The sequence below is a fragment of the Lactobacillus apis genome (genome assembly GCF_002837055.1).
GTDB lineage: Bacteria > Bacillota > Bacilli > Lactobacillales > Lactobacillaceae > Lactobacillus > Lactobacillus apis.
On sequence record NZ_PDKP01000001.1, the window covers coordinates 487,920 to 511,359 of the forward strand.

Below are 23,440 nucleotides of genomic sequence, written 5' to 3' on the forward strand. Positions count from 1 at the left end.
TTTTCTTTGTTTGAAGAGAAGCACACTATTTCTTTTCCCTTGCTTCGAAAAAGTAATTAAATATCAAAGTATTAGCTATCAATAAAAAGATATCAAAGACCAACATGATAATAAGTGAAATACCAAAGTTTACATACCTATCATTATACTCCCGATATCCTCCAAAAATACCCAAAACACTACTGAATACAAAGTCGATTGGGAAGGCGATAAGTGACGCTAAGAAGTTATTAGCACTAAAGGCAACCCAACAAGCAACAACTATGACTATGATAAAAATGACTCTGAGAAAAGCTTGACCGCTTGTAGTGGGTAAAAATTCTAAAATTGCACGACTTGAAAAGTTTAAAAAATCAACTACAAAAAAGACAAAAAGAGTAATTAAAATCAATAGTAATATAGAGCCCCAAATTTTGAAAGCTCGTTCATTGAATAATTGAGACATTGCATTTGAAGGACTGGAGAAACCTGTAATCACGTTCTTTTTGAAACGACTATCCGTTAGTACCGACATCCCGAATAAAAGCAAAAGTCCAATTACGTCTAAGATTCCGAGATAAACAATTGAGACAAATGAACTAAGCGTATTATCAAGGTAAAGATTGGTACTGCTCATTGGAATTAGCCGCCAGGTTTGACTGCGGTTTACCCTTTGAGCAAATATTGCTATCAAGCAAACAGCAATAAATCCAAAAGCAAGAACAAGAAAGAAGAAAGATGTCATCCAGTTGGTTATGAAATTAAAATCATTTACATAAGTATTACGGATAAAGTGATTATTTTCAAATTTATACAGAGAAAAAAAGGTTATTGCCATTGAAGTTAGAATCTGAAAAAGCATTAAGGTGTTAAGCTTCTTAGTTTTTAATTTGAATAGTTCAGTAAAGCAGCAATTAAAAAGTGACATTATTCTTCTTCCTCCTGATAAAGTCCTTCATAGTATTCTTCAATGCTCTGATTTTTAGCTCTAATATCATCCGCTGATAAATGTTCATATACGGTATGATCTCTAATAATCACAACCTCATCTAGCATGGAAGAAATTTCGTTAACAAAGTGATCAGAAACTAAAATAGTAGATTCCTTAGCCTTCCATAAAATAATTGAGTTAATAATCTTTTTTCGAGCCATCGCATCAATTCCGGAAAAGGGCTCATCTAATAGATATAAATCTACTTTACGCGAAAATGTTAGTGCAATAACTAGTTTTTCACGCATACCTTTTGACATTTCAGAAAGGCGTATCTCAGAATCAATTTTCATAAAACCACGTAGCTGTTCGAATTCATTTACATCAAAATCTTGATAAATAACTTCATAGAATTTGCTAATTTGTTCTACTTTTGTATTTTCAGAAAATCCAGATAAATTATCAGTAAAGGATATGTGCTTTTTCCTTTCAACTTCATTATCTTCTCCTGCTACCATTACAGTGCCATGATAATTTTTAGCCATGCTATCAATAATACGCATCAAAGTAGTTTTTCCTGCACCATTTTCTCCTAATAATGCAACAATTTTTCCTGGTCCTAATGTTAGATTGACATTATTTAAGATCGTTTTTTGATTTTTTCGATACGTCAAATCTTTGATTTCTAGTAGATTTCCCATTAAGTTCGCTCCTAGTTCTAATACGCTTTATTAACAACTAAATCTTTTGCTTTATACGAGTACGTTTGTCAGTCATCATACCCTGAGATAATTCAATTTGGAGATCAAATCAGCTGTTTATACTGTATTATATTTCTATTACACTATTATGATAGACTAAAAAAATCTGCCATGCAATCCTTTTTAACAAAAAACTACTCACTAATATTCTTATGAGTAGTTTGATAGTTATTTCTTTTCTTTTGGCTCAATATATTGATTGAACAAGAACAAATTAATGGCAATGAAAAGCAAGTCAAAGCAAATGAATATTGAAATTGGCTCCAATAAATCATTTGACGACGTTGATTGAAAAAAGACTGCAAATGGTGCATCAAAAATAGGCGTTAGAGCTTGGATTCCTTTGACTAATGCCCATATGAGAATGAACACTAGAAAAACGCGGATGAAGCCCAACAAAGACTTGTTTTTAATTGATCCTGGTAAAAAACTAATAATTGCTTGGCTTGAGAAGTTTAAAAAACTAAGCATTAAATAAAAGAGTAGACAAAATAAAACAAGTAAGATCAGTGACTGGATAACAACAATAAAATCTTCAACATTGAAAACAAAACTACTTTTTTCATACGATGTCATAACTTCTGAATGAAATGTGCCATCAAATTGAAAGGCCAACAAAAAACTAATACCTATACCAATGGCTTCTATACATGCAAAATATGCTAATGTTGCAATTGAAGTAAAGATATTATCCAAATAATACTTTGAATCAGAGATTGGCAATAACCGCAAAGATTGGTTTACGTTAATTGCCTCATTTTCATTACAAGTTATGCAGTATAAAGCTAATGCTGCAATAAAGGAGAAAAAGAGGACAAACATGAAAAACGATGGAAAAACCCCTAAATCTTGCCTTCCAAAATAAACATGTCCACTCGTAGTAAAACTAAGTACAGTAATTGCTATGGCTGCAATTAATTGGACAAGCAGTACGTAGTTAGCCTTCTTAATTTTTCGTGTAAATAAAGTAGCAAAAAGCCGACCGAACATTATTCGTCACCCTCTCCATATATGTTTTCATAAAATTCTTCGATGCTTTGATTATTCTCACGTATTTCTTCAGTTGATTTGTGACAGTAGATTGTTTTATCTTTTACAACAACAACTTCGTCAAGCATAGAAGCAATTTCGTTAACGAAATGATCAGAGATTAGAATAGTTGCTTCATCCGCTTTCCATAGAATAATTGAACTAATAATTTTTTTTCGAGCCATCGCGTCAATTCCAGAGAAAGGTTCGTCGAGTAAATAGAGTTCTGCTTGACGTGAAAAAGTCAAAGCAATAATTAGCTTTTCACGCATACCCTTTGACATTTCAGACAGACGTAAGTTTTCATTTAATCTCATGAACTTTTGTAGCTGCTTAAATTTATTTTTGTCAAAATCATCATAAAGATATTCGTAAAAATTAATTATTTTCGCAACTTTAGTACTTTCCTTAAATCCTGACAAACTGTCAGAGAAAGAAATGACCCTTTTACGGTCCGCAACAGATTGAACTCCATCAATCGCAACCATACCGCGAAAATTCTTATTAATTCCTGCGATTATGCGCATCAATGTTGTTTTACCAGCTCCATTTTCGCCTAAAAGAGCAACAATTTTGCCATGCTTTAAGTTTAAATTGATATCTTTAAGAATTACTTTTAGGTTCTTTCTATATGTTAAATTTTCAATTTCTAAGAGATTGCTCATTAACTATTCCCCTACTTTAAATAAGCTGATAAGATATCATGAATTTGATCATTTGACACACCCAAATCATTCATACTTTGAACAAATTTATTTAGCTCATCATCAATCAATTCCTGTTTTGTCTTTTCAAGCAAGTCTGTATCTTCGGTAACAAAATTACCTTCTCCACGCTTAGTATACAAAATCCCCTCTACGTTCATTTGTTGCAAAGCTCTTTGTACCGTGTTTACATTAACAGTTAATTGAACTGCTAGTTCACGTACGGAAGGAATTTTCTGCCCTGGCTTTAATTCGCCGGTTACAATTTGACGATATAGATATTGCTTGATTTGCAGATAAATGGGAATATTATCCTTGAATTCCACAAATCCACCATCCTTTTACTGTATCACATTTCTAATACACTGTAATAATACCGCAGTTTATATGTTAGTGCAATCTTTTTTATTTCTTCCTAATAAATACTTCTAAAAAGCAATTTTATGTTCTTATTGATCGTTTATAAGAGTCTTATTATTTTTTCAGTGTTCCACGGCTCTGCATTTTTACTTAATTTCAAGCAAAAAAGCCGATTAACTCATTAATAGCAACGTTTTAATCGGCATTTTTTGATTATTAGAGTAGATGTGCATAATTAAGCCGGTATTACCCAACAGTAATTATCATTGATATAAAAGCACTTATCTCATTTAAGTTAATTTTAGAGAAAGTGCTTTTCTAACCTTTTTTGTTTCACTATTTATTATTTGTTGCGTTCATTTCGACCATTCTGATCATAACGTCAACTGCTTTGTACATTGATTCTAAAACAGTGTATTCGTAACGACCATGCATGTTTTCCTGACCTGAGAATAGGTTTGGACATGGTAAACCACGATAAGTCAGTTGACTACCGTCTGTACCACCTCTAATTGGATCCTCGTCGATTTCGGTCAATCCTTCTTTACGATATGCATCTCTTGCTAAGTTAACAACATCCATGTGTTTTTCAAGCTCATCTGCCATGTTGTAATATTGATCTCTCATTGTTAATTTGATTCGCTCAGTACCAAATTCATCATTCATTTTAGTGACAATGTCTTTAACCAAGTTTTTACGACGCTCAAGACCATCACGTTCAAAGTCACGGACAATGTACTCAAGGTATGCATTATCAACGGTTCCCTGGAAATCAGTTAAATGGAAGAAGCCTTGTCGTCCATCAGTTTTTTCTGGTACTTCGTCTGCTGGAAGTTGATTTTGGAAGTTAATACCTACTTGAATTGCACTGATCATCTGGTTTTTAGCAACTGATGGGTGAACGTTTACTCCTTGAATGTTAAGTGTAAATGTTGCTGCTGAGAAAGTTCCCCAGTCAAGCTTACCTGGAGCAGCCCCATCAAGTGTATACCCGAAGTCTGCACCAAACTCATCAATGTCAAAGTGAGGCGCACCAGTACCAATTTCTTCATCAGGTGTAAAGGCCAAACGAATTTTTCCATGCTTGACTTCTGGATGATTCATCAAATATTCAGCTAGAGTTACTACTTCACTGACACCACACTTATCATCTCCACCTAACAATGTATCACCTGATGTAGTAATAAGCGTTTTACCGGCATATTTTTTGAGGCTAGGAAAAACCTCAGGATCCAAGTAAAAATCAGAATCACCTAATTGAATTTTTGATTTACCATCATAGTTTTCATGGACTTGTGGGCGAACATTTTCCGCATTGAAATCTGCCGTATCACAATGTGCTAGAAAACCCATTACTGGAACTTCATAATCAATATTTGAAGGAATTTCAGCGATTACACAGCCAGATTTTTGGTTGTAATGTACATCACTTAGGCCCAAATCCTCTAAATCCTTCATTACAACTTCTTTTTGGAAGTCTTCTTGACGCTTAGTGGATGGAAAACGATCTGAGTGCTCATCCGAACGCGAGTTAACTTTTACATATTTTAAAAATCTGGGTAATAAATTTGGGTATTCCATAAAAACTCCTTTATTTAAACTAAATCTTGGAACGGGTTAGTTGAAACGTGTGACTTAATGACATTAATATTCCAATTATTTTCTTCATTCCATTTAATTAACTTTTCATATATTTTATCCTTAAATAATTTTTCTGTATAGTGCCCAGGATCAATTACTGTTATTCCTGAAGAAATCATATCGTGACCAGTATGATAATAAACGTCTCCGGTTACAAAGGCATCTATCTTTTCAGTAACTGCTTGGTGCCAGTACTTACCTCCATCTCCGCAAATAAGTGAAACAGTTGAAATTTGTTGCTGGTTATCAGCAGTAATCAATCTAACCATTTTGATATTCATTTTCTCTTTTACATAATATGCAAAATCAATTGCAGAGAGCGGTTCAGGCAGCTTGCCTTTTCGTCCAATAGCAATGCCGTCACTATCTAGACAAAAAGGCTGTACATCAGTCAAACCTAATTCTTCTGCCTGCCAATCGCTAGACCCATCTTGAGCTTTATCAGAATTAGTATGAATTGAATAGACAGTAATGCCGTTAGCAATTATTTTGCCATACATTTCATTTTGTGGATCAGCAAAGTTTAAGTTAGGTGCAGGCCTAAACATTAAAGGATGATGGCTGATAATTAGATCAACATGCTCTTTTATTGCTTCTTCAACAACTTGTGGTCGAACATCTAATGTGGTCATAACCTTGGTAACTGGTTGCTCTAAAGAACCAATTTGAATGCCAACAGGATCACCAGCACTTGCAATTTTTTCAGGAAAGAAATCGTTTAAAACTTTCACTAGGTCTTTAACTTTAGTCATTTAGTTCTCCTTTGATCATTTCAATCTGTTCTTGAACCTGTTTGATATGAGACATATCTTTATTTTTTGCCTTATTTAAATTAACTAACAAATTTTGTTGGTACTTTAGCTGCCCCATCCATTTATTAGTAAAAGTCTGATTTTTAGTCTTAATTAAGATTGGACCAAAATATAATTCTTTTTCAGTTAATGGGATATTTGATTCAGTTTTTTTAGCCTTAATCAGTTCATATATATGACCGGCTTCAGCCACAATTTGTTCATCGACAATCTGATAGCTGTGCTGCATCAACCATTTACGAACACCATATTCTCCAACATTTGGTTCAAGAATTAAGGTGTCAAAACTCATTTTTTTGTTAACTAAGGCATCATTTAAAATCTGACTCATCAAGTTGCCGCCCATGCCAGCAATCACTACAGTATCAATGTTGTCTTTGGCTGAGATGGTTTCGAGTCCAGCGCCTAGACGAGTTTCTATTTTTCCTTCTAAGCCAGCCTCTTTAATATCCTGTTTTGCATTATCAAGCGGTCCTTTTCCAATATCACTAGCAATTGCAAAATTGACCTTGCCTGATTTGACCAATTCAATTGGTAAATATGCGTGATCTGTACCAATATCTGCAATTCGCGCGTCTTGATCCACCATGGTTGCGAGTTTGTTTAAACGTAAATTCACTTTTCGACCTACTTTCCATGTATAAAATTTTAGCATACACTTACCGCTCTTTGTTCAAAATAGTTAGAAACCGCTGTATTTTTCACTGATAAAAGATTTATAATAAAAATATCGTAATTTTGTAATGAGAGGACTTTTTTGAATGAATAAATCAGAGACTCATAAACTCAAGCCCTTTATTCGAGATCAGCTAAATAGAAAACTAATTCAGCCGGTAATGCCTACTTCGGTTAACGTCGCTGCACCTCCAGAAATTCTACAGCCTGATTTGTTCAGAAATAATATGCAGAGCACTGATAACGGAGCAGATTTAAGGGCAATTTGGACTAATGTTCCTTTGAAAAAATCCGACCTGCCCACATCTAATACTGTAAAAGGAAAGATTATCAGTGACAGCAACAGCCAAACAATTAATATCAATGGCAAAAACTTTCCATTTCATCCTTTTGGGAAGTAGCTTTAAAGAACGCAAATTTAAGTAGTTTTAAAAAAGATGGAGGATTCTAAATTTGGATCGAACAGAACCAGTTACTTTAACAAATATGTGTATGATTAAAAAAGGTGAACAAATTTTAGTCATTGATCGAAATGATCCCTCCTGGCCGGGTTTAACTTTTCCGGGTGGACATGTTGAAGCACATGAGTCTTTTTATGATTCTGTTGTTCGTGAGGTTAAAGAAGAAACCAATCTCGACATTAAAAATCCACGTCTTAGTGGTATTAAGCAATTTTTCGATGAAAACGATCATCGTTATTTAGTTTTTTTCTATATTGCTACAGAGTTTACAGGCACTGTAAAAGCTTCTCATGAAGGAAACTTAGTATGGATGACGAAAGAAGAACTGCTAAATCATCAATTGGCCTATAATTTTGATCGTGACTTACTTATATACTTTAACGACGATATTGATGAGCATATCTTGGATGATAGCCGAGATGAATTATTTTAAAGTGTAGACTGCTTCTAAAAGTTTGTTTTAGCTATTTTAGATACAAAAAAAGCTTAATTCCATCCATTGAAATGAAACTAAGCTTTTAATTTATTATATTAATCTAAGAAATCACGTAGTTGATTTGAACGACTCGGATGACGCAACTTACGCAGTGCTTTTGCTTCAATCTGTCTGATTCGTTCTCTTGTGACACCAAAAACTTTACCAACTTCTTCAAGAGTTCTTGTGCGACCATCATCAAGACCAAAACGTAGGCGAAGAACATTTTCTTCACGATCTGTTAAAGTGTCAAGTACCTCTTCTAGCTGCTCCTTGAGCATTTCATAAGAAGCATGTTGTTCAGGACTAGTTGCATCTTTGTCTTTAATAAAGTCACCTAAATGAGAATCATCTTCTTCACCAATTGGTGTTTCCAAAGAAACAGGTTCTTGAGCAATTTTCAGTATGTCGCGCACTTTAGAAGTTGGCATATCCATTTCAGCACCAATTTCTTCTGGAGTTGGCTCACGACCTAAGTCTTGCAACAATTGTCTTTGAATTCTAATCAGCTTATTGATTGTTTCAACCATATGAACTGGAATTCTAATTGTACGAGCCTGATCGGCAATTGCACGAGTGATGGCTTGACGAATCCACCAAGTAGCGTAAGTTGAAAACTTAAAGCCAAGACTGTAATCAAACTTGTCGACGGCTTTCATTAAGCCCATGTTTCCTTCTTGAATTAAGTCAAGGAACGACATGCCACGACCAACATAGCGTTTTGCAATTGAGACAACTAAACGTAAGTTAGCTTCAGCTAATTCTTGCTTAGCCTCTTCGTCGCCTTTTTCAATTCTCTTTGCAAGAGCAATTTCCTGATCTGCGTTAAGAAGTGGAACACGTCCAATTTCCTTCAAATACATTCTTACTGGATCGTTCATCCTGACGCTTGAAGGGGCTGACATATCTTTTAGTTCAGCCTTTTCAACATCTTTTTGCTTCTTCAAAGCTAGTTTGGATGGATCACCATTTTCATCAACTATACTGATGCCATTGTCTTCAAACTCTTGAACTAATTGATCGACTGCTTTTCCCTCTAAATCATAGGGCTTAACCAAACGATTAACAAATTCAGTTTCAGTAATTGATTTATCTTTCTTAACCGCTTTAACAACCTCTTGTACTACTTTATCTAAAGATGGTTGTTCTTTTTCGCTAGTGCTTTTCTTTTCTGTCACTATAAAGCCCCCCTCTGCCCTTGAATTCTCTTTAACTGTAAAATTTGTTGCGTAATGGACATTATTTTGTCCGTATCCATAGTTCTCTTTGCATCTTGAAGTTCATTCATCAACTTATTCAGTTGTTTGTCAACTTGACGCATTTCTAAAGCATAGATTTGTTCACAAATCTCACGGTCTGAAAAATCCTGCGGCATATCTGCCATTTCGGCATTAACTATTATACCTTGAAGTTGTTCAGGAATAAAATTTAAAAAACTATTTACTGTCGGTTTTTCATGAGTTTCGCTGAAATTTAACCATAATTCCGCTAATTTTTGATAATCGGAATCAGGAAATAAGAACTTGTTCTGCAAAAGATAATCGCGAGCATGCTCCGAATGAATGAATAAGTACAATAGCCTTGTTTGGACTGGATCATTCTTAATAGCAATATCTTGATGATACTCTGGTGCTGGACCGTCATTTTGTTGAAATTCTGCTTCATTTGGAATTTGTCCGCCTGTATGTTGCTTAGCAGTATTAAATTGACGACGATATTTTAGCAAATTCACTTTTAATGAATCTTTAGAAACATTCTGCTGCTGAGCAATTCTATCCAGATATAAATCTTGTTCAACTGGATTTGAGAGCTGCGCAATTTCTTGCATAGCTTCGTCAAGATATGCAAGCTTCTGGCGATCATTATCTAAGTTATATTTCTTAGCAAGTCGCTTTAAGAAAAAGTCAGTCGGTGTTAATGCGCCTTTGATCTGTTCTTGATATTTCTCAACGCCATATTTTTGAACATATTCATCAGGATCAAGTTTTTCTGGTAGGACAACGACACCCAAGTCAAAACCTCCAGCTTTATTAAACAGTTTAACTGCCCGTTCTTCTGCATGCACTCCTGGATCATCACCATCATAATTAATAATGATATTCTTAGTGATTCGTTTCAACATGTAAACTTGTTGGTCAGTTAAGCTTGTACCCATTGACGCAATACCTGACTTTACACCAGCTTTATATGCTGCAATTACGTCCATGTATCCTTCATACAAAACTAAGTGATTTTCGGATCTAGCCGCCTTTTTCGCCTCTGAGAAATGAAATAGAACTTGTGATTTCTCAAAAACTTTTGTCTCAGGACTATTGATATACTTTGCCTCAGTTTTATCCGTTGATAACCGCCTGCCTGAAAAGCCTACTGCATAGTCGCCCTCATTTGTAAGAGTAAACATTAATCGATCTCTAAAGCGATCGAACATCTCACCACTTTTAGACTGAACAAATAAACCACTTGCTAATAAATCTTCATCGCGATAGTCCTTACCACGTAAATATGTTAAGAGAAGATTATTCTGTTTCGGTGCGTACCCGATACGAAAATGATTTAAAATCTCATCACTCAAGTCTCTTTCACGTGCATATTCAAGACCACGTTTACCAGCATTAGTTGAAATTAAGACCCGATGATAAAAATCAGCAGCTTCCTCATTTATTTTAATTAAAATATTGGAATATTTTGGCTTTTGTTGACCATATTCACCAATTTCAATATGTGCAAAATCAGCAACCTTTTGCACGCTTTCCGGAAAAGTTAAATTTTCTTTTTCCATTAAGAAGGTAAAAACATTGCCGCCTTTACCACAACCAAAGCACTTGAAGAATTGTTTTCCTTCATTGACTGTAAAGGAAGGTGTTTTTTCTTCGTGGAATGGGCAAAGACCAATATAATCTTTTCCCTTTTTTTCTAGTGAAACGTATTGACTGATGACATTAACAATATTGACGTTCTCACGTACCTTGCTAATCGTCTCTTCAGGTATCAATCCAGCCATCTTTTCACCTACTTTGATAAATTATTTAATGACTAACTTACTTAAGTCACCTAAATGTTCAGCAAGTTGTGCCACTGCACCTAATTGATTTAATCGGTTATTCTTAATTGCTTCATCCTTATCCAAAATCATATTGTTTTCAAAGTAGAAATTGATAACTGGTTGCAATTTAACAAAACCATCATAAAGCTGCGTTAAATCAGTTAAGTCTTGCAAATTGTTCACACCAGAGTAAAGTTCTTTTTCACTCTCGTTAACAAACAAGTCTGGATTAACGACATTATTTCCTTTATGCTTAGCCTTTTTCAAAATATTATTGATTCTAATTAGACTTTCAACAACAGGTCTAAACTGTTCATCATCATGATGTAGCTGCAAGACATTGGCCGCTGCCAAAATTTGAATTGGATCCTGTTGACTTGATGCAAGCACTGCATCGATAATGTCATATTTGTAATTGTTTTTAGTCAGATACTGGTTAATCCGGTCACGGATAAAAGATGCAATTTCTGCTTCTTTTTCATCCGACTTAGGTAATTTAGCTGGTGTTTTTCCATTCAATGCAGAAACAAGTTCAGGCAAAACTTTATTGAAGGCTAATGACCACTTTTGATTAATTAAAATACGTACAATTCCATAGGCGTAACGACGTAAGGCGTAAGGATCATTAGATGAAGTTGGAATCATATCTACAGCAAAGAAAGTGATGATTGTATCAAGTTTGTCAGCAACTGAAAGTAATGAACCTACTACAGTTTGTGGCAACTCACCTTCTGAAGTGGTTGGCATGTAATGTTCTTTGATTGCAACCGCAACATCATCTTTTTCACCGGCAAGTTTTGCATAGTGCATACCCATTACACCTTGTAATTCAGCAAATTCACCAACCATTTGAGTTACAAGATCAAATTTATACAATTCACTAGCACGATCAAAGTCCTTGATAGTTTGTTCATCAAGATTCCATTGTTTTGCGAGGTAGTCACCAATTATACGTACACGTTCCATTTTTTCAGACATAGAACCAATTTTGTCATGGAAAGAAACATTCTTAAGCTTGTCAACAAAATGACTAAGAGGATATTTACGGTCTTCATCGTAGAAAAATTGTGCGTCATCTAATCTAGCAACTAAAACTTTTTCGTTCCCGGAAATAACATTCTCTAAGTAATCCTTATTTCCATTTCGTACAGAAATAAAATGATTAATTAATTGGTTATCTTGATTATAAACTTCAAAGTAACGTTGGTTATCCTTCATTGAAGTAATTAATACTTCTTGAGGCATTTCAAGATACTTTTTATCAAAGGAGCCAGCAAAGACAGTTGGATATTCAACCAAATTGGTTACTTCTTCAAGTAAGTTAGCATCCATCTTGATTTTCCAATTGTTTTGTTTAACCAGCTCATTCATTTGATCAACTATCATTTCTTTACGCTTTTTAGCGTCAGCAATGACAAATTGATCTCTTAAAGCATCTTCATAATCATCGGCATTGGCTAAAACAACTGAATCACCTAAAAAGCGGTGACCTTCAGTCTTTCGACCTGCAGTGATATCAAGAATTTGAACAGGAACGACCTCATTGCCAAGCAAAGAAACCAACCAGTGAATTGGTCGAACAAATTCAAAGTCATTTGAACCGCCCCAACGCATTTTAGTTGGGAAAGTCATTGCCTTAATAATGTCACTCATACCTAAAAGAATGTCAGTAGCTTTCTTACCTTCTTTTTGGACGTGGACATATGCATATTCTGTCCCTTTTAGTTCTTCAAAGTAAATATCATCAGTAGTCATATTTTGACCACGAACGAAACCTTGAGCTGCCTTGGTCCAATTTTTATCTTGATCCAAAGCAATTTTCTTAGCAGGTCCCTTTTTTATTTCATCAATATCTTCTTGCTTTTCAGCCAAATCCTCAACCAAAATAGTTAATCGACGTGGTGTAGAAAAAGTTTTGATATCCTTAAACTTTAAGCCATTTTCTTTCAAGAACTTTTGAGTTCTGTCAGCAAGTTGTTTAACGCTTTTTGCAACAACGTGTGCTGGCATTTCTTCTGTTCCAATTTCAAATAAATAGTCTTTAGTCATTTTCAAGCCCCGCTTTCTTGTCTTCTGCGCTTTTCAGTAAAGGGAAGCCTCTTTTTTCTCGTTCTTCAACAAAGCATACAGCCACTTCATGGGCCATATTTCTAATTCTAGCTAAATATCCTGCACGTTCTGTAACAGAGACTGCTCCCCGAGCGTCTAGCAAATTAAAGGTATGTGAGCACTTCAAAATATAGTCGTAAGCTGGTTGAACTAGATTTAACTTGATTAGTTCTTTCGCTGTTCTTTCGTATACGTCAAAGAACTTCAACAAGTCATCTTGATTAGATTCTTCAAAAGCATATTTAGAGTTTTCGTATTCTGCTTCTTTAAAGATGTCACGATATAAAACGCCATTTCCCCATTCCAAGTCAAAAACGGAGTTTACATCTTGGATATAGGAAGCAAGTCGTTCAACACCATATGTAATTTCGCTCATAGTTGGTTTAACATCAAGTTCACCAACAGTTTGGAAATAAGTAAATTGACTTACTTCCATTCCGTCAAGCCAGACTTCCCAACCAACACCAGCACAACCCATTGATGGGTTTTCCCAGTTATCTTCAACAAAACGAATATCATGCTCTAAGGGATTGATACCCAAAACCTTAAGACTATCTAAGTAGTATTGCTGAATTTGGTCAGGAGCAGGTTTAATAACTACCTGAAATTGGTGGTGTTGAAATAAACGATTAGGATTGTCACCATAGCGTCCATCAGCGGGACGTCTAGAAGGCTCAACATAACATGCGGCCCATGGTTCAGGTCCAACAGCCCTTAAAAAAGTATATGGACTCATGGTACCAGCACCTTTTTCAACATCGTAAGATGGCATTACCATACATCCCTTAGAAGACCAAAACTCTTCTAATTTAAAAATCATGTCTTGAATTGTTATTTTTTTCTGTGCCATTTTTCTTCCTCCCTGCATCAGGCCATAAAAAAAGCCTATGCAACACTGCATAGGGACGATTTATCGCGGTTCCACCCTAATTCAGGGATATTTCCCTGCTCTTAATTAGTTTGACTAGAGGTGCCGTTTCCCAGATGTCCTTCCACTATCTAACATTCGCTTTTGCTGGTACTTTTTTTAATCCTCATCTTCGTCAAAATACAATAGTATTTTACCATAATCATATTTTAATCTAAAGGATTAGGTAAATAAATTAAGCTCATCAAGAAACTTTTTTGTCTTTAAGTTTAAATCAATAGTTTCTTGATATATTCGATCAATTGCTCTTCGTGTAGCTTTTTTTGTATCCTGATTAATTTTTATTGTGCCTAAACGTGAAAATGGAATTAAGCCAATCGTTCTTAGAACTGCAGTTTCTTTTGGCTGCAAATGCAAGCGGGTAGCATCAGTATAGAAGTGATTGCTACAAATGATTCCACCCTTAACAATTGAATAATCAAAGTCACCAGTCTCTTTACCACAAATTACACAATGACGCAGTTCAGGTTCAACTCCATAAGCTGCTAAAAGTTGCATTTGGATTGTCTGAGTAATCATTTCAGCATCCTCACCATCATTGATCTTTGTAAGAGCTAGACTTGTTAATTCATAGTACTTACCTAAATCCTGGTACTCGACAAAAGCATGGTCAACTAAATCCAAAATAAATGAGGCATAGGCATTTTTGGTTAGATCATTAAAGATGCCGTCAAACTGCTTAACATTTTTATAGGTGCGGAGATTGCTTAGTCCTTGTCCAGAAGAAACAATCACATATGTACCGTAAGAAAAGTTAAGCAGACTCGCACCTAATTTAGACTTAGGCTTAAGTGCACCACGAGCAATCATTGTAATAATCCCGCTATTTTTCGTTATTATTTTAGCTAAAAGGTCTGCCTCATGAAATTTTTGACGTTTAAAGATGATTCCTTGTACTTCTTTTAGCTCTTTACTCATTTTTACGAAAGATCCTTGGAATTATAACCGATTTGCTTCAAAAATCTTGGATCAGAGCGCCAGTTTCGCTGAACTTTTACCCATAGCTTAAGATTAACTTTTTCACCTAGGAGTTCTTCAATTTGTTTGCGAGACTTAATGCCTATCTGTTTTAACATGGCACCACCCTTACCAATGATGATTCCTTTTTGTCCACTTTTTTCAACATAAATTGTTGCTTCAATTTGTAGCTTGTTATTTTCATGTTGATTCATTCGTTCAACCCAAACAGCTGCAGCATGCGGAACTTCTTCAGCGGTCAATTTTAAGATCTGCTCCCGAATCAGTTCAGCAACCATGAAGTATTCTGGGCGATCTGTAATTTGTTCTGGATCGTAATAATCTGGTCCTTCAGGCAAATATTCACGCAATACTTCGATTAAGTCAGCAATTCCAATGCCTTGAGTAGCAGATATTGGTAAAAACTCTTTGAATACATCAAGCTTGTGATACTCATCAATTATTGGCAAAAGTTCATTAGGATTAACTTGATCAACCTTGTTGATAAGTAAAAGGATCGGAACATTTACTTTTTTAAGCTGTTCGATAATATACTCATCACCGCGTCCCATTTTTTCTGGTTCCACCATAAACAAGATTAAGTCGACATCTTTTAGGCTTGAAAGACTTGCCTTATCCATATAGTCGTCAAGTTCTAAATGTGGCTTAAAAATTCCTGGTGTATCAACAAAGACAACCTGCATATCATCTGTAGTATATATACCAGAGATCTTGTTTCTGGTTGTTTGCGGCTTATTAGAAGTAATTGCCACTTTTTGACCAACTAAAAAGTTCATCAAAGTCGATTTGCCAACGTTTGGTCGCCCAACTAGGGCCACAAAACCTGATTTATTTTTTGTTTCTTGAGACATTATTTACCTCTGCCTTCATCCAATTGATCAGGGTATAATGGCAAGCCATAAGTTTCCAAAACTTTGCCCTGAATGCCAAACATTTCTTTTGCTTCCGCTGGATCGATGTGGTCAAAACCATTAAGATGTAGGAAACCATGAACAAGTGTATAGCCAAATTCACGATTCCAGCCCGTGCCATATTCTTCACTATGGCGCTTGATTACACTAGGACACATAAAAAGATCACCGATGTCTTCGCGAAATTCAGGATCGTCGCTGAAAATAGACAAATCCAAATTATCGCCACCATCTTCAATGGCAAATGAAATTACATCTGTTGGGCGATCTTTTCCACGATATTTTTTATTAATTTCTTGGCTACGCTTTTCGTCAACAAAATTAATACTCATTTCTAAATTGGTGTCTTTGCCAATTTCCTTTTTAGCAAGTAACAAAAGCTTAGAAATCCAATCCTCCCAATTTTCATTACTATCTTTTAAAAAGCCAACCTCATCGTTATAGGTAATATCGATTGGTGTAATCAATGTTTTTCTTCTTCCTTTTCATACGCACTGATAATTTTAGCAACAACTGGATGTCTTACGACATCATTAGCTGAGAAATGAATAAACTTAATTTGATTAATATTCTTTAAGATATGTTGCGCATCAATTAAGCCACTACGTTGACGACCTGGTAAATCGACTTGCGTCATATCGCCGTTAACAATCATTTTTGAATTAAAGCCAAGTCTAGTTAGAAACATTTTCATTTGTGCGTCAGTCGTGTTTTGTGCTTCATCTAAAATTACAAAAGCATCATCGAGTGTACGGCCACGCATATAAGCCAAAGGTGCAACTTCTATTACTCCACGCTCCATTAAATGATCTGTTGTATTTGTTCCCAAAATTGAGTAGAGAGAATCATAGATTGGACGCAAATACGGGTCAACTTTTTCTTTCAAATCACCAGGCAAAAAGCCAAGTGATTCCCCTGCTTCAACGGCAGGTCTAGTAAGAACAATCTTAGATACTTCACCCTTTTTAAAAGCTGCTACTGCGCAAACAACTGCCAAAAAAGTCTTTCCAGTACCAGCTGGACCGATACCGAAAACAACGTCATTCTTTTCAATTGCTTCAACATATTGTTTCTGTCCCATATTTTTGATTCTAATCGGTTTACCTTTAGCATCACGAATTAGAATTTGTTTATAAAGATCAGGAAAATACTCAATTGTGCCTTTTTCAGCCATTTTCATTGCACTAACAACATCTGGAGCACTAATATTAATATTAGCACTAACGATGTTGTCAAGAGCTTTCAAAACAGCCAGCGTCTTTTTAATACTATCGTCATTGCCTTCAATCACGATTTGATTTCCGGTATCAACAATTGTTGCATCGTATGCTTCGCCCAGTATGCTTAAGTTTCTATCATTAACCCCTACAAGTTTTTGAATATTTTCAGCATTTTTAGGAATAAAAGTAGTTTGAGCCAAATAATTGCTCCTTTTCTTTAGTTAAGGTGATTGCGAACTGCGTCAGAAGCTACTTTACCATCAGCTTTACCCTTAATTTTTGGCATGAGCACTTTCATTACTTTGCCAAATTCAGATTTACTTGTTGCACCTGCTTCTTTAATTGATTCAGTAACAAGATCCTCAAGCTCTTCTTTTGAAAGTTGTTTTGGCATATAGCTTTCAACAACAGCAAGTTCTTTCTTAGTATCTTCAGCTAAATCTTCACGTTTAGCTTTTGTAAAGTCTTCGATTGATTCTTCACGTTGTTTTTTCTCACGGTTGAGAACTGTTAGTTCTTCATCTGGAGTAAGATCATGACCAACCTTAATCTTTTCGTTCATTAAAGCAGACTTAATCATTCTTACGGTATTCAATTTAATCTTATCGCGAGATTTCATTGCTTCTTTCATGTCAGACATTATTTGTTCAGATAAACTCAAAGTAAACTCCCTCTTTCTAAAAAGTATAGCTAAATTATACCAAATTCTATAAGTAATGATTAGCAAATTAGCAATAAAACTAGTATTTGTGGCACAAAAAAACTTCTATCAACTTGATAGAAGTTTTTGGTTATTAATAATGCTTACGCTTCCGAGCTGCTTCAGATTTCAGCTTTCTGCGGACACTAGGTTTTTCATAAAACTCACGTTTACGGTATTCTTGCAAAGTACCACTTCTTGAAACGGAACGTTTGAAACGACGAAGAGCATCATCAATAGACTCGTTTTCGTGAACGACTGTCTTGGCCATATGTGATCCCTCCTTCCATTTCTTGACGTTACCGCCATACATTTATATCAATTATATCAAACCATCCTCCACGGTCAATACAAAAGAGCAATATTTTTTGCGATTTCTTATTTTTTTCTACTAAATCTGTAAAAGATTTTTATTAAAATGTATAATTAAAATAAAAAAGGAGCAAATAATGGCTGAAAATACACCAAAAAAAGAAGTTAACATAGTAATTATTTCCGATTCTGCGGGAGATACAGCGTTTAATAATGCAGTTGCTGCTGCAGCCCAATTCCCTGATGCAGAAATCAACTATCGTAGATACCCATTTATTATTAGCAAGGAAAAGCTTGAAGAAACATTTAAAGAAATTGAGCAGTATCCAAATCTAATTCTCATCTACAGTTTAGTAAAAGATGAAATGCAGATCCCAGTTATTAGGTTTGTACGTGAACATCATATTGAGAGCATCGATATTCTTTCTCCTGCTGTCGAAGCAATCCAAAAGGTTACCGGACTTCGTCCACAAATGAAAGTTGGTGCGCAACATAAAATGAACCAAAAATACTTTGATCGTATTTCTGCGATGGAATTTGCAGTTATGTACGATGATGGTAAAGATCCTAAAGGATTTTTGGAAGCTGACGTTGTGCTATTAGGCGTTTCAAGAACCTCTAAAACCCCACTTTCCCTGTTCTTAGCAAATAAAAATTTGAAAGTTGCTAATCTTCCTTTAGTTCCTGACACTCATATTCCTAAGGAAATATATCAGGTGGATCCAAAGAAAATCATCGGTCTCACAAATGATTTATCTGTTCTAAACGAAATTAGACGTCAACGAATGATTTCTTATGGCTTAAACCCAGATACCACTTATTCAAATACTGATGCGATTAAGGCTGAGCTTGACTCTGCTCAAAAGCTCTACGACAAATTGGGCTGCTTTGTCATCAATGTTGCTCATCGTTCAATAGAAGAAACTGCTGCTTTAATTTTAGACCACTTGGGTATCGAAGACTAATTAATATTGAAGCTATTTTGAATTCTTACCTAAACCGTATTGGTTGCGGACTATTGCTCCTTGAAATACAATTAGTCTAATTATCGATTTAAGTGCTTTTCAAAAAGAAAGTGTGGACATATGACTAACAAACAATCTGATAATCATGGCTTTGATACAGCAATATTTGCTGGTGGTTGCTTTTGGTGTATGGTAAAGCCATTCGACTCCTTACCTGGAATCAAAAAAGTTGTTTCTGGCTATACTGGTGGCCACGTTGCTAATCCAACATATGAGGAAGTTTGCTCTGGAACAACTGGACATACTGAAGCGGTAGAGATTACCTTTGATCCTGAAATTATGCCATATGATCAATTACTACAATACTATTGGCAAGTAACTGATCCTACTGATGCTTCCGGTCAATTTCAAGATCGTGGTGATAATTATCGTCCGGTAATTTTTTATAATTCTCCTGCGCAAAAAGAGGCAGCTGAAAAATCCAAGGCCGATTTACAAAATAGTAATAAATTTTCTGATCCGATTGTCACAAGTATTGAACCGGCTAGTCCCTTTTACCCAGCTGAAGAATATCACCAAGACTTTTATAAAAAAGATCCACTTAGATACCAACTAGAAGAATCCGGTGGTCGTGATGCCTTTATAAAAGAACATTGGCAAGATTAATTTTAAAATCTTAGAAATTGAGATTATTTCAAGTAATAATAGTGTTAGTATAAAGTGCAACGGTTTTAGATAAAGTTCAGTGAGCTTAAGCTAAAAGCAATTTTACATTTATCAAGCAATCAGTCTAAAACCTGGTTGCTTTTTTGTTAAAATTAATTGCTGAAACTGATATTATGACTGAATTGATGTTGCCAGATTATGAAATAAACTATAGAGGACTCAAAATTTAATGGACAAACTAGATACTTTCAATAGGCGTTACAGCCTACTTTCCAAAATCTCCGCTTCTTTTTTCTATTCATTAGCAGTTGCGATTGCCTTAAATTTCTTTTGGCAGCCTGGCCACATGTATTCATCGGGAATTACCGGTTTTGCACAGTTGATTAATACGCTGAGTTCACGTTTTTTACCTTTCACTTTATCAACGTCTGTAATGTACTTTGCGTTAAACTTGCCATTACTTTTAATTGCATGGCTTAAAATAGGTCATAAATTCACCTTGTTTACAATAATCACAGTCATCTTGGGCTCGATTATGATGCGTGTAATTCATCCAATAGATATGCATGTTGACCCATTAGTTTGTGCACTTTTTGGTGGCATGATCAATGGTATGGGAACCGGATTTGCACTAAAGAACGGAATTTCAACTGGTGGATTAGATATTATTGGCATTGTGATTCGGAAAAAAACCGGTGCAAGCTATGGTAAGGTTAGCATTATGATCAATTTGATTATTATTGCTGCGGCGGGCTTTGCTTTTGGCTGGAATCGCGCCTTATATTCTGCTTTGACAATTTTTATCAACGGACGAGTAATAGATGCAATTTATACCCAACATCAAAAATTGCAAGTTACAATTGTCACTGATCAGCCTCAGGCAATTATTGATGGTATTCAGGAAAAGATGCACCGTGGGATCACAATTTTTCATGATGTTGAAGGAGCCTATAGTCATATTGAGAAAAAAGTTTTGATTACAGTCATTGATCGTTACGATATGTACGACGTTTTACAAATCGTTAAGAAAAGTGATCCCTATGCTTTCATGAGTGTCACTGAAGTAGAAAAAGTATATGGTAGCTTTAAGGAACAAGAAATTGTTTAAACTAAAAACTGCACTTCAATAATTGAAATGCAGTTTTTTATTGCCTTTTTAGTCAAAAAGCCTCTTGTATTCACCGTAACCATTTTCTTCAAGTTCATCATATGGAATGAAAGTTAAAGCCGATGAATTAATGCAGTACCTCAAACCACCTTGGTCGACTGGCCCATCATTGAATACGTGTCCTAAATGGGAGTCAGCGTCTGGACTCTTTACTTCTGTACGTTCCATACCTAGCGACTGATCGCGATTGTAAACTAATTTTTTTATTGGCTTTGTAAAACTTGGCCAACCACAGCCAGCATCATATTTATCTTCACTAGAAAACAGAGGTTCTCCGGAAACGACATCAACGTAAATGCCCTTTTGATAGAAATCATCGTACTTGCCCTTAAAAGGATAATCAGTTGCGGCGTGTTGAGTAACTTCAAATTGGTCTTTTGACAGGTTTTTTAGTCTTTCGTTTTTCTTTTCTTGATCCATTTTTTCACCTTCTAAATCAACTATAACAAAGTTTCTTTTAATAACCAGTCATAAAGCTTAATAAATTAATGTTAATTTATACTTTTCCTCGAACGATACTAGGTTATAATTGTATCTGAATAAAAAAATTAAGAAAGGTTCGTTTTTATGCCAACTTTAGCAAAAAGTTTATCCAATACAATTAACAAAAAGATTAATGAAATTCCAAAATCAGAAATTCGTGCCTTCAGCAATAAAATTTCACAGATTCCAGGAATTATTAAACTGACTGTCGGTGAGCCAGATCTTCAAACACCCGAACGCATAAAACGAGCCGCGATTGAAGATATAAAAAGTGATGACTCACACTATGCACCTGAGGCTGGTAAGAAAGAGTATTTAAACGCTGTAAGTAGATATTTGGATGATAGTCTAGGTGTTTACTATAATCCAGATAATGAAATTTGTGCTACTGTCGGAGTTACAGCAGCACTGAATGTTGCATTGATGTCCGTACTTAACCTTGGCGACAAGGTAATTGTTCCAACACCCGTTTGGGGCGTTTATTTTGGAATTATTAAAATGGCTGGTGGTATTCCGGTTGAAGTTGAAACTTCAGAAGATAATTTCATTTTGACGGCTAAGCATTTAAAGCAAGTAATGGAAAATGAGGGCAAAGGTGCTAAGGCAATAGTTATTACTGATCCCTCAAATCCAACTGGTCGAGTATATGATAAAGAAGAACTTGAGCAGTTGGCTAAGGTTATTACAGACTACAATTTGTTTGCACTTAGTGACGAAATATATGCGGAATTAACCTATAACGACAAGAAGCACTATTCACTTTCGCAAATTATTCCAGAACGTACTCTTATACTCTCTGGTTTATCAAAAAGCTTTGCAATGACTGGTTGGAGAATTGGCTATATTGCTGGTCCAGCCGAAATTATGAAGACAGTTGTTAAAGTAAGTTCCTTCTTAATTACTTCTGTAACAGATAACGTACAGATTGCAGCTGCCAAAGCATTAGAAGATGGTGAGCAAGACTATGAAGAAGCACGCGTAATTTACGAAAAGCGTCTTCACATCATTCAAACGGGTCTTGAAAAAAATGGCTTTACAATGGCAACACCTGAAGGTGCTTTCTACATTTTTGCCAAAATTCCTGAACATTTTGGTTCAGATGATGTCGCGTTTGCAACTGATTTGGCAAATAAAGCAAAAGTTGGTGTTGTTCCGGGAAGCTATTTTGGTGAAGGCGGCGAAGGCTATGTTCGTCTCTCCTATGCCTCTTCTGAAGAACATCTGCGAACAGCAGTTGACAGAATTACCAACTATGTGGACGACGTTCTAGATAAAGAATAAACTTATTGTTTGGGTATCTCCTCTTTTTTGAGTTAAAATAAGTGGTGTTATGTTATTTATATAAGGGAGATTTATTAATGAAAATCACAAGAAAAAATGAGCCATTAACTACTAATGGTCAACCACCTGTTGTTGGTGAAAAGTTACCTGATTTTGAAGTTAAAAAGGCTGATGGATCAGTAGTTAAGATGGCTGATTTAATTACTAAGCCAACTTTGATTAGTGTTGTGCCAAACATTAACACTAGTGTCTGCAGTATTTCAACCAAGCGCTTTAATGGTGAAGTAGATAAGTATGAAGGCATTGACTTCTATACTGTTTCTACTAATACTCCTGAAGAACAAAAAGACTGGTGTGCTGCTGAAGGTGTTGCTAAAATGGAGCTACTATCAGATGAACAGCTTGACTTTGGTAAGAAGATGGGATTATACATTGAGTCAGCTGGTGTTGATTCTAGAAGCATCTGGATTGTTGATGGCAATCAAGAAGTTATCTATCAAGAACTGATTCAAGAAATGACTAATGAGCCAAATTACAGCGCCGCTTTAGCTTTCTTAGATAATTTGAAGTAAGAAAAAAGCAACTTGCTATTGATGTGAACCCTAAATTAGGACATTTTATATTAGCTGTTAACTGAGGACTAACTACGATATTCAATCGAAGTTAGTCCTTTTAGCTTGATTGTTGATTAATTTTAATTCTGGTGACCTTGAGGAGCGACTTATTATGATAACATCAATCAAACCACACAGCGATTCATAGAGAAATCCCCTAAGCGTTGGCTAATTGAGCTGTGAAAATGGATATCATGATGTTAAACTCAAAAATGTAACGCCTCATAACAAAAG

The 23,440-nt window shown here is 35.4% G+C and carries 26 protein-coding genes; 7 read left to right on the top strand and 19 right to left on the bottom strand.

All coding sequences use genetic code 11. The features are described from left to right. Nucleotides 1-25: 25 nt before the first annotated feature. From CRG87_RS02345 to CRG87_RS02380, 8 genes are all read right to left on the bottom strand, one after another. Complete coding sequence (locus CRG87_RS02345) at nucleotides 26-907, bottom strand: hypothetical protein (protein ID WP_074425320.1); 882 nt, start codon at nucleotides 905-907, stop codon at nucleotides 26-28. After that, nucleotides 907-1,611: an ATP-binding cassette domain-containing protein gene (locus CRG87_RS02350; protein WP_074425319.1), complete on the bottom strand. Its 705-nt coding sequence runs from the start codon at nucleotides 1,609-1,611 to the stop codon at nucleotides 907-909. Before CRG87_RS02350 ends, CRG87_RS02345 begins: the two co-directional genes overlap by 1 nt. 228 nt (nucleotides 1,612-1,839) lie before the next feature. Beyond that, the gene (locus CRG87_RS02355) at nucleotides 1,840-2,661 is read right to left on the bottom strand and encodes a hypothetical protein (RefSeq protein ID WP_074425318.1); all 822 of its coding nucleotides are present in this window, start codon (nucleotides 2,659-2,661) and stop codon (nucleotides 1,840-1,842) included. Beyond that, a complete protein-coding gene (locus tag CRG87_RS02360) occupies nucleotides 2,661-3,365 on the bottom strand; it encodes an ABC transporter ATP-binding protein (RefSeq protein WP_074425317.1) in 705 nt (234 codons plus the stop codon). The genes CRG87_RS02355 and CRG87_RS02360 overlap by 1 nt, the downstream gene beginning before the upstream one ends. 11 nt (nucleotides 3,366-3,376) lie before the next feature. Continuing rightward, nucleotides 3,377-3,730 carry a GntR family transcriptional regulator gene (locus tag CRG87_RS02365; RefSeq protein ID WP_074425316.1) on the bottom strand — a complete coding sequence of 118 codons (354 nt, stop codon included), beginning with the start codon at nucleotides 3,728-3,730 and terminating at the stop codon, nucleotides 3,377-3,379. A 370-nt stretch (nucleotides 3,731-4,100) separates the two neighbouring features. After that, nucleotides 4,101-5,345 carry a peptidase T gene (gene pepT / locus CRG87_RS02370; protein ID WP_074425315.1) on the bottom strand — a complete coding sequence of 415 codons (1,245 nt, stop codon included), beginning with the start codon at nucleotides 5,343-5,345 and terminating at the stop codon, nucleotides 4,101-4,103. 14 nt (nucleotides 5,346-5,359) lie between these two features. Next, nucleotides 5,360-6,157, bottom strand: coding sequence for a Nif3-like dinuclear metal center hexameric protein (locus tag CRG87_RS02375; RefSeq protein ID WP_074425314.1), 798 nt, complete (start codon nucleotides 6,155-6,157; stop codon nucleotides 5,360-5,362). Next, nucleotides 6,150-6,836, bottom strand: a complete 687-nt coding sequence (locus CRG87_RS02380; RefSeq protein WP_074425721.1) for a tRNA (adenine(22)-N(1))-methyltransferase — start codon at nucleotides 6,834-6,836, stop codon at nucleotides 6,150-6,152. Before CRG87_RS02380 ends, CRG87_RS02375 begins: the two co-directional genes overlap by 8 nt. A gap of 142 nt (nucleotides 6,837-6,978) precedes the next feature. On the opposite strand from CRG87_RS02380, the gene CRG87_RS02385 reads away from it, so the two are divergent. Together CRG87_RS02385 and CRG87_RS02390 are read left to right on the top strand one after the other, a co-directional pair. Then, complete coding sequence (locus CRG87_RS02385; protein WP_074425313.1) at nucleotides 6,979-7,293, top strand: hypothetical protein; 315 nt, start codon at nucleotides 6,979-6,981, stop codon at nucleotides 7,291-7,293. Between the two features lie 52 nt (nucleotides 7,294-7,345). Then, nucleotides 7,346-7,786, top strand: a complete 441-nt coding sequence (locus CRG87_RS02390) for an 8-oxo-dGTP diphosphatase (RefSeq protein WP_074425312.1) — start codon at nucleotides 7,346-7,348, stop codon at nucleotides 7,784-7,786. A 98-nt stretch (nucleotides 7,787-7,884) separates the two neighbouring features. Here CRG87_RS02390 and rpoD read toward each other — a convergent pair whose 3' ends face one another. The 10 genes from rpoD to rpsU all read right to left on the bottom strand — a co-directional run bounded on the left by rpoD (nucleotide 7,885) and on the right by rpsU (nucleotide 17,988). After that, a complete protein-coding gene (gene rpoD / locus CRG87_RS02395; protein WP_074425311.1) occupies nucleotides 7,885-9,006 on the bottom strand; it encodes an RNA polymerase sigma factor RpoD in 1,122 nt (373 codons plus the stop codon). Then, nucleotides 9,006-10,829, bottom strand: coding sequence for a DNA primase (dnaG, locus tag CRG87_RS02400; protein ID WP_074425309.1), 1,824 nt, complete (start codon nucleotides 10,827-10,829; stop codon nucleotides 9,006-9,008). Before dnaG ends, rpoD begins: the two co-directional genes overlap by 1 nt. A gap of 21 nt (nucleotides 10,830-10,850) precedes the next feature. After that, nucleotides 10,851-12,920, bottom strand: a complete 2,070-nt coding sequence (gene glyS / locus CRG87_RS02405) for a glycine--tRNA ligase subunit beta (protein WP_074425308.1) — start codon at nucleotides 12,918-12,920, stop codon at nucleotides 10,851-10,853. Continuing rightward, nucleotides 12,913-13,830 carry a glycine--tRNA ligase subunit alpha gene (gene glyQ, locus CRG87_RS02410; protein ID WP_074425307.1) on the bottom strand — a complete coding sequence of 306 codons (918 nt, stop codon included), beginning with the start codon at nucleotides 13,828-13,830 and terminating at the stop codon, nucleotides 12,913-12,915. The genes glyS and glyQ overlap by 8 nt, the downstream gene beginning before the upstream one ends. 240 nt (nucleotides 13,831-14,070) lie before the next feature. After that, nucleotides 14,071-14,826, bottom strand: coding sequence for a DNA repair protein RecO (gene recO / locus CRG87_RS02415; protein ID WP_074425306.1), 756 nt, complete (start codon nucleotides 14,824-14,826; stop codon nucleotides 14,071-14,073). A gap of 2 nt (nucleotides 14,827-14,828) precedes the next feature. Continuing rightward, nucleotides 14,829-15,737 (bottom strand): GTPase Era, encoded by a 909-nt coding sequence (gene era / locus CRG87_RS02420; RefSeq protein WP_074425305.1) that lies wholly within the window; start codon nucleotides 15,735-15,737, stop codon nucleotides 14,829-14,831. After that, complete coding sequence (ybeY, locus tag CRG87_RS02425; RefSeq protein ID WP_074425720.1) at nucleotides 15,737-16,261, bottom strand: rRNA maturation RNase YbeY; 525 nt, start codon at nucleotides 16,259-16,261, stop codon at nucleotides 15,737-15,739. Before ybeY ends, era begins: the two co-directional genes overlap by 1 nt. After that, on the bottom strand, nucleotides 16,261-17,217 hold the full coding sequence (locus tag CRG87_RS02430) for a PhoH family protein (protein WP_074425304.1): 957 nt from the start codon (nucleotides 17,215-17,217) through the stop codon (nucleotides 16,261-16,263). Before CRG87_RS02430 ends, ybeY begins: the two co-directional genes overlap by 1 nt. Before the next feature lie 17 nt (nucleotides 17,218-17,234). Continuing rightward, entirely contained in the window at nucleotides 17,235-17,678 is a 444-nt protein-coding gene (locus tag CRG87_RS02435) for a GatB/YqeY domain-containing protein (protein ID WP_046306943.1), read from the bottom strand. Nucleotides 17,679-17,811: 133 nt separating this feature from the next. Then, nucleotides 17,812-17,988 (bottom strand): 30S ribosomal protein S21, encoded by a 177-nt coding sequence (gene rpsU, locus CRG87_RS02440; protein WP_046306945.1) that lies wholly within the window; start codon nucleotides 17,986-17,988, stop codon nucleotides 17,812-17,814. Between the two features lie 178 nt (nucleotides 17,989-18,166). Between rpsU and CRG87_RS02445 the strand changes: the two genes are divergently transcribed. The 3 genes from CRG87_RS02445 to CRG87_RS02455 all read left to right on the top strand — a co-directional run bounded on the left by CRG87_RS02445 (nucleotide 18,167) and on the right by CRG87_RS02455 (nucleotide 20,768). Continuing rightward, nucleotides 18,167-18,994, top strand: a complete 828-nt coding sequence (locus CRG87_RS02445; protein ID WP_046306951.1) for a pyruvate, water dikinase regulatory protein — start codon at nucleotides 18,167-18,169, stop codon at nucleotides 18,992-18,994. 120 nt (nucleotides 18,995-19,114) lie between these two features. Further along, on the top strand, nucleotides 19,115-19,660 hold the full coding sequence (gene msrA / locus CRG87_RS02450) for a peptide-methionine (S)-S-oxide reductase MsrA (protein WP_074425303.1): 546 nt from the start codon (nucleotides 19,115-19,117) through the stop codon (nucleotides 19,658-19,660). A 229-nt stretch (nucleotides 19,661-19,889) separates the two neighbouring features. Next, nucleotides 19,890-20,768, top strand: a complete 879-nt coding sequence (locus CRG87_RS02455) for a YitT family protein (RefSeq protein WP_074425302.1) — start codon at nucleotides 19,890-19,892, stop codon at nucleotides 20,766-20,768. A gap of 48 nt (nucleotides 20,769-20,816) precedes the next feature. On the opposite strand, the gene msrB is transcribed toward CRG87_RS02455, so the two are convergent. Continuing rightward, nucleotides 20,817-21,248 carry a peptide-methionine (R)-S-oxide reductase MsrB gene (gene msrB / locus CRG87_RS02460; RefSeq protein ID WP_074425301.1) on the bottom strand — a complete coding sequence of 144 codons (432 nt, stop codon included), beginning with the start codon at nucleotides 21,246-21,248 and terminating at the stop codon, nucleotides 20,817-20,819. A gap of 147 nt (nucleotides 21,249-21,395) precedes the next feature. On the opposite strand from msrB, the gene CRG87_RS02465 reads away from it, so the two are divergent. Continuing rightward, nucleotides 21,396-22,592, top strand: coding sequence for an aminotransferase class I/II-fold pyridoxal phosphate-dependent enzyme (locus tag CRG87_RS02465; RefSeq protein WP_074425300.1), 1,197 nt, complete (start codon nucleotides 21,396-21,398; stop codon nucleotides 22,590-22,592). Between the two features lie 77 nt (nucleotides 22,593-22,669). Beyond that, entirely contained in the window at nucleotides 22,670-23,164 is a 495-nt protein-coding gene (gene tpx / locus CRG87_RS02470) for a thiol peroxidase (protein WP_074425299.1), read from the top strand. Nucleotides 23,165-23,440 lie beyond the last annotated feature (276 nt).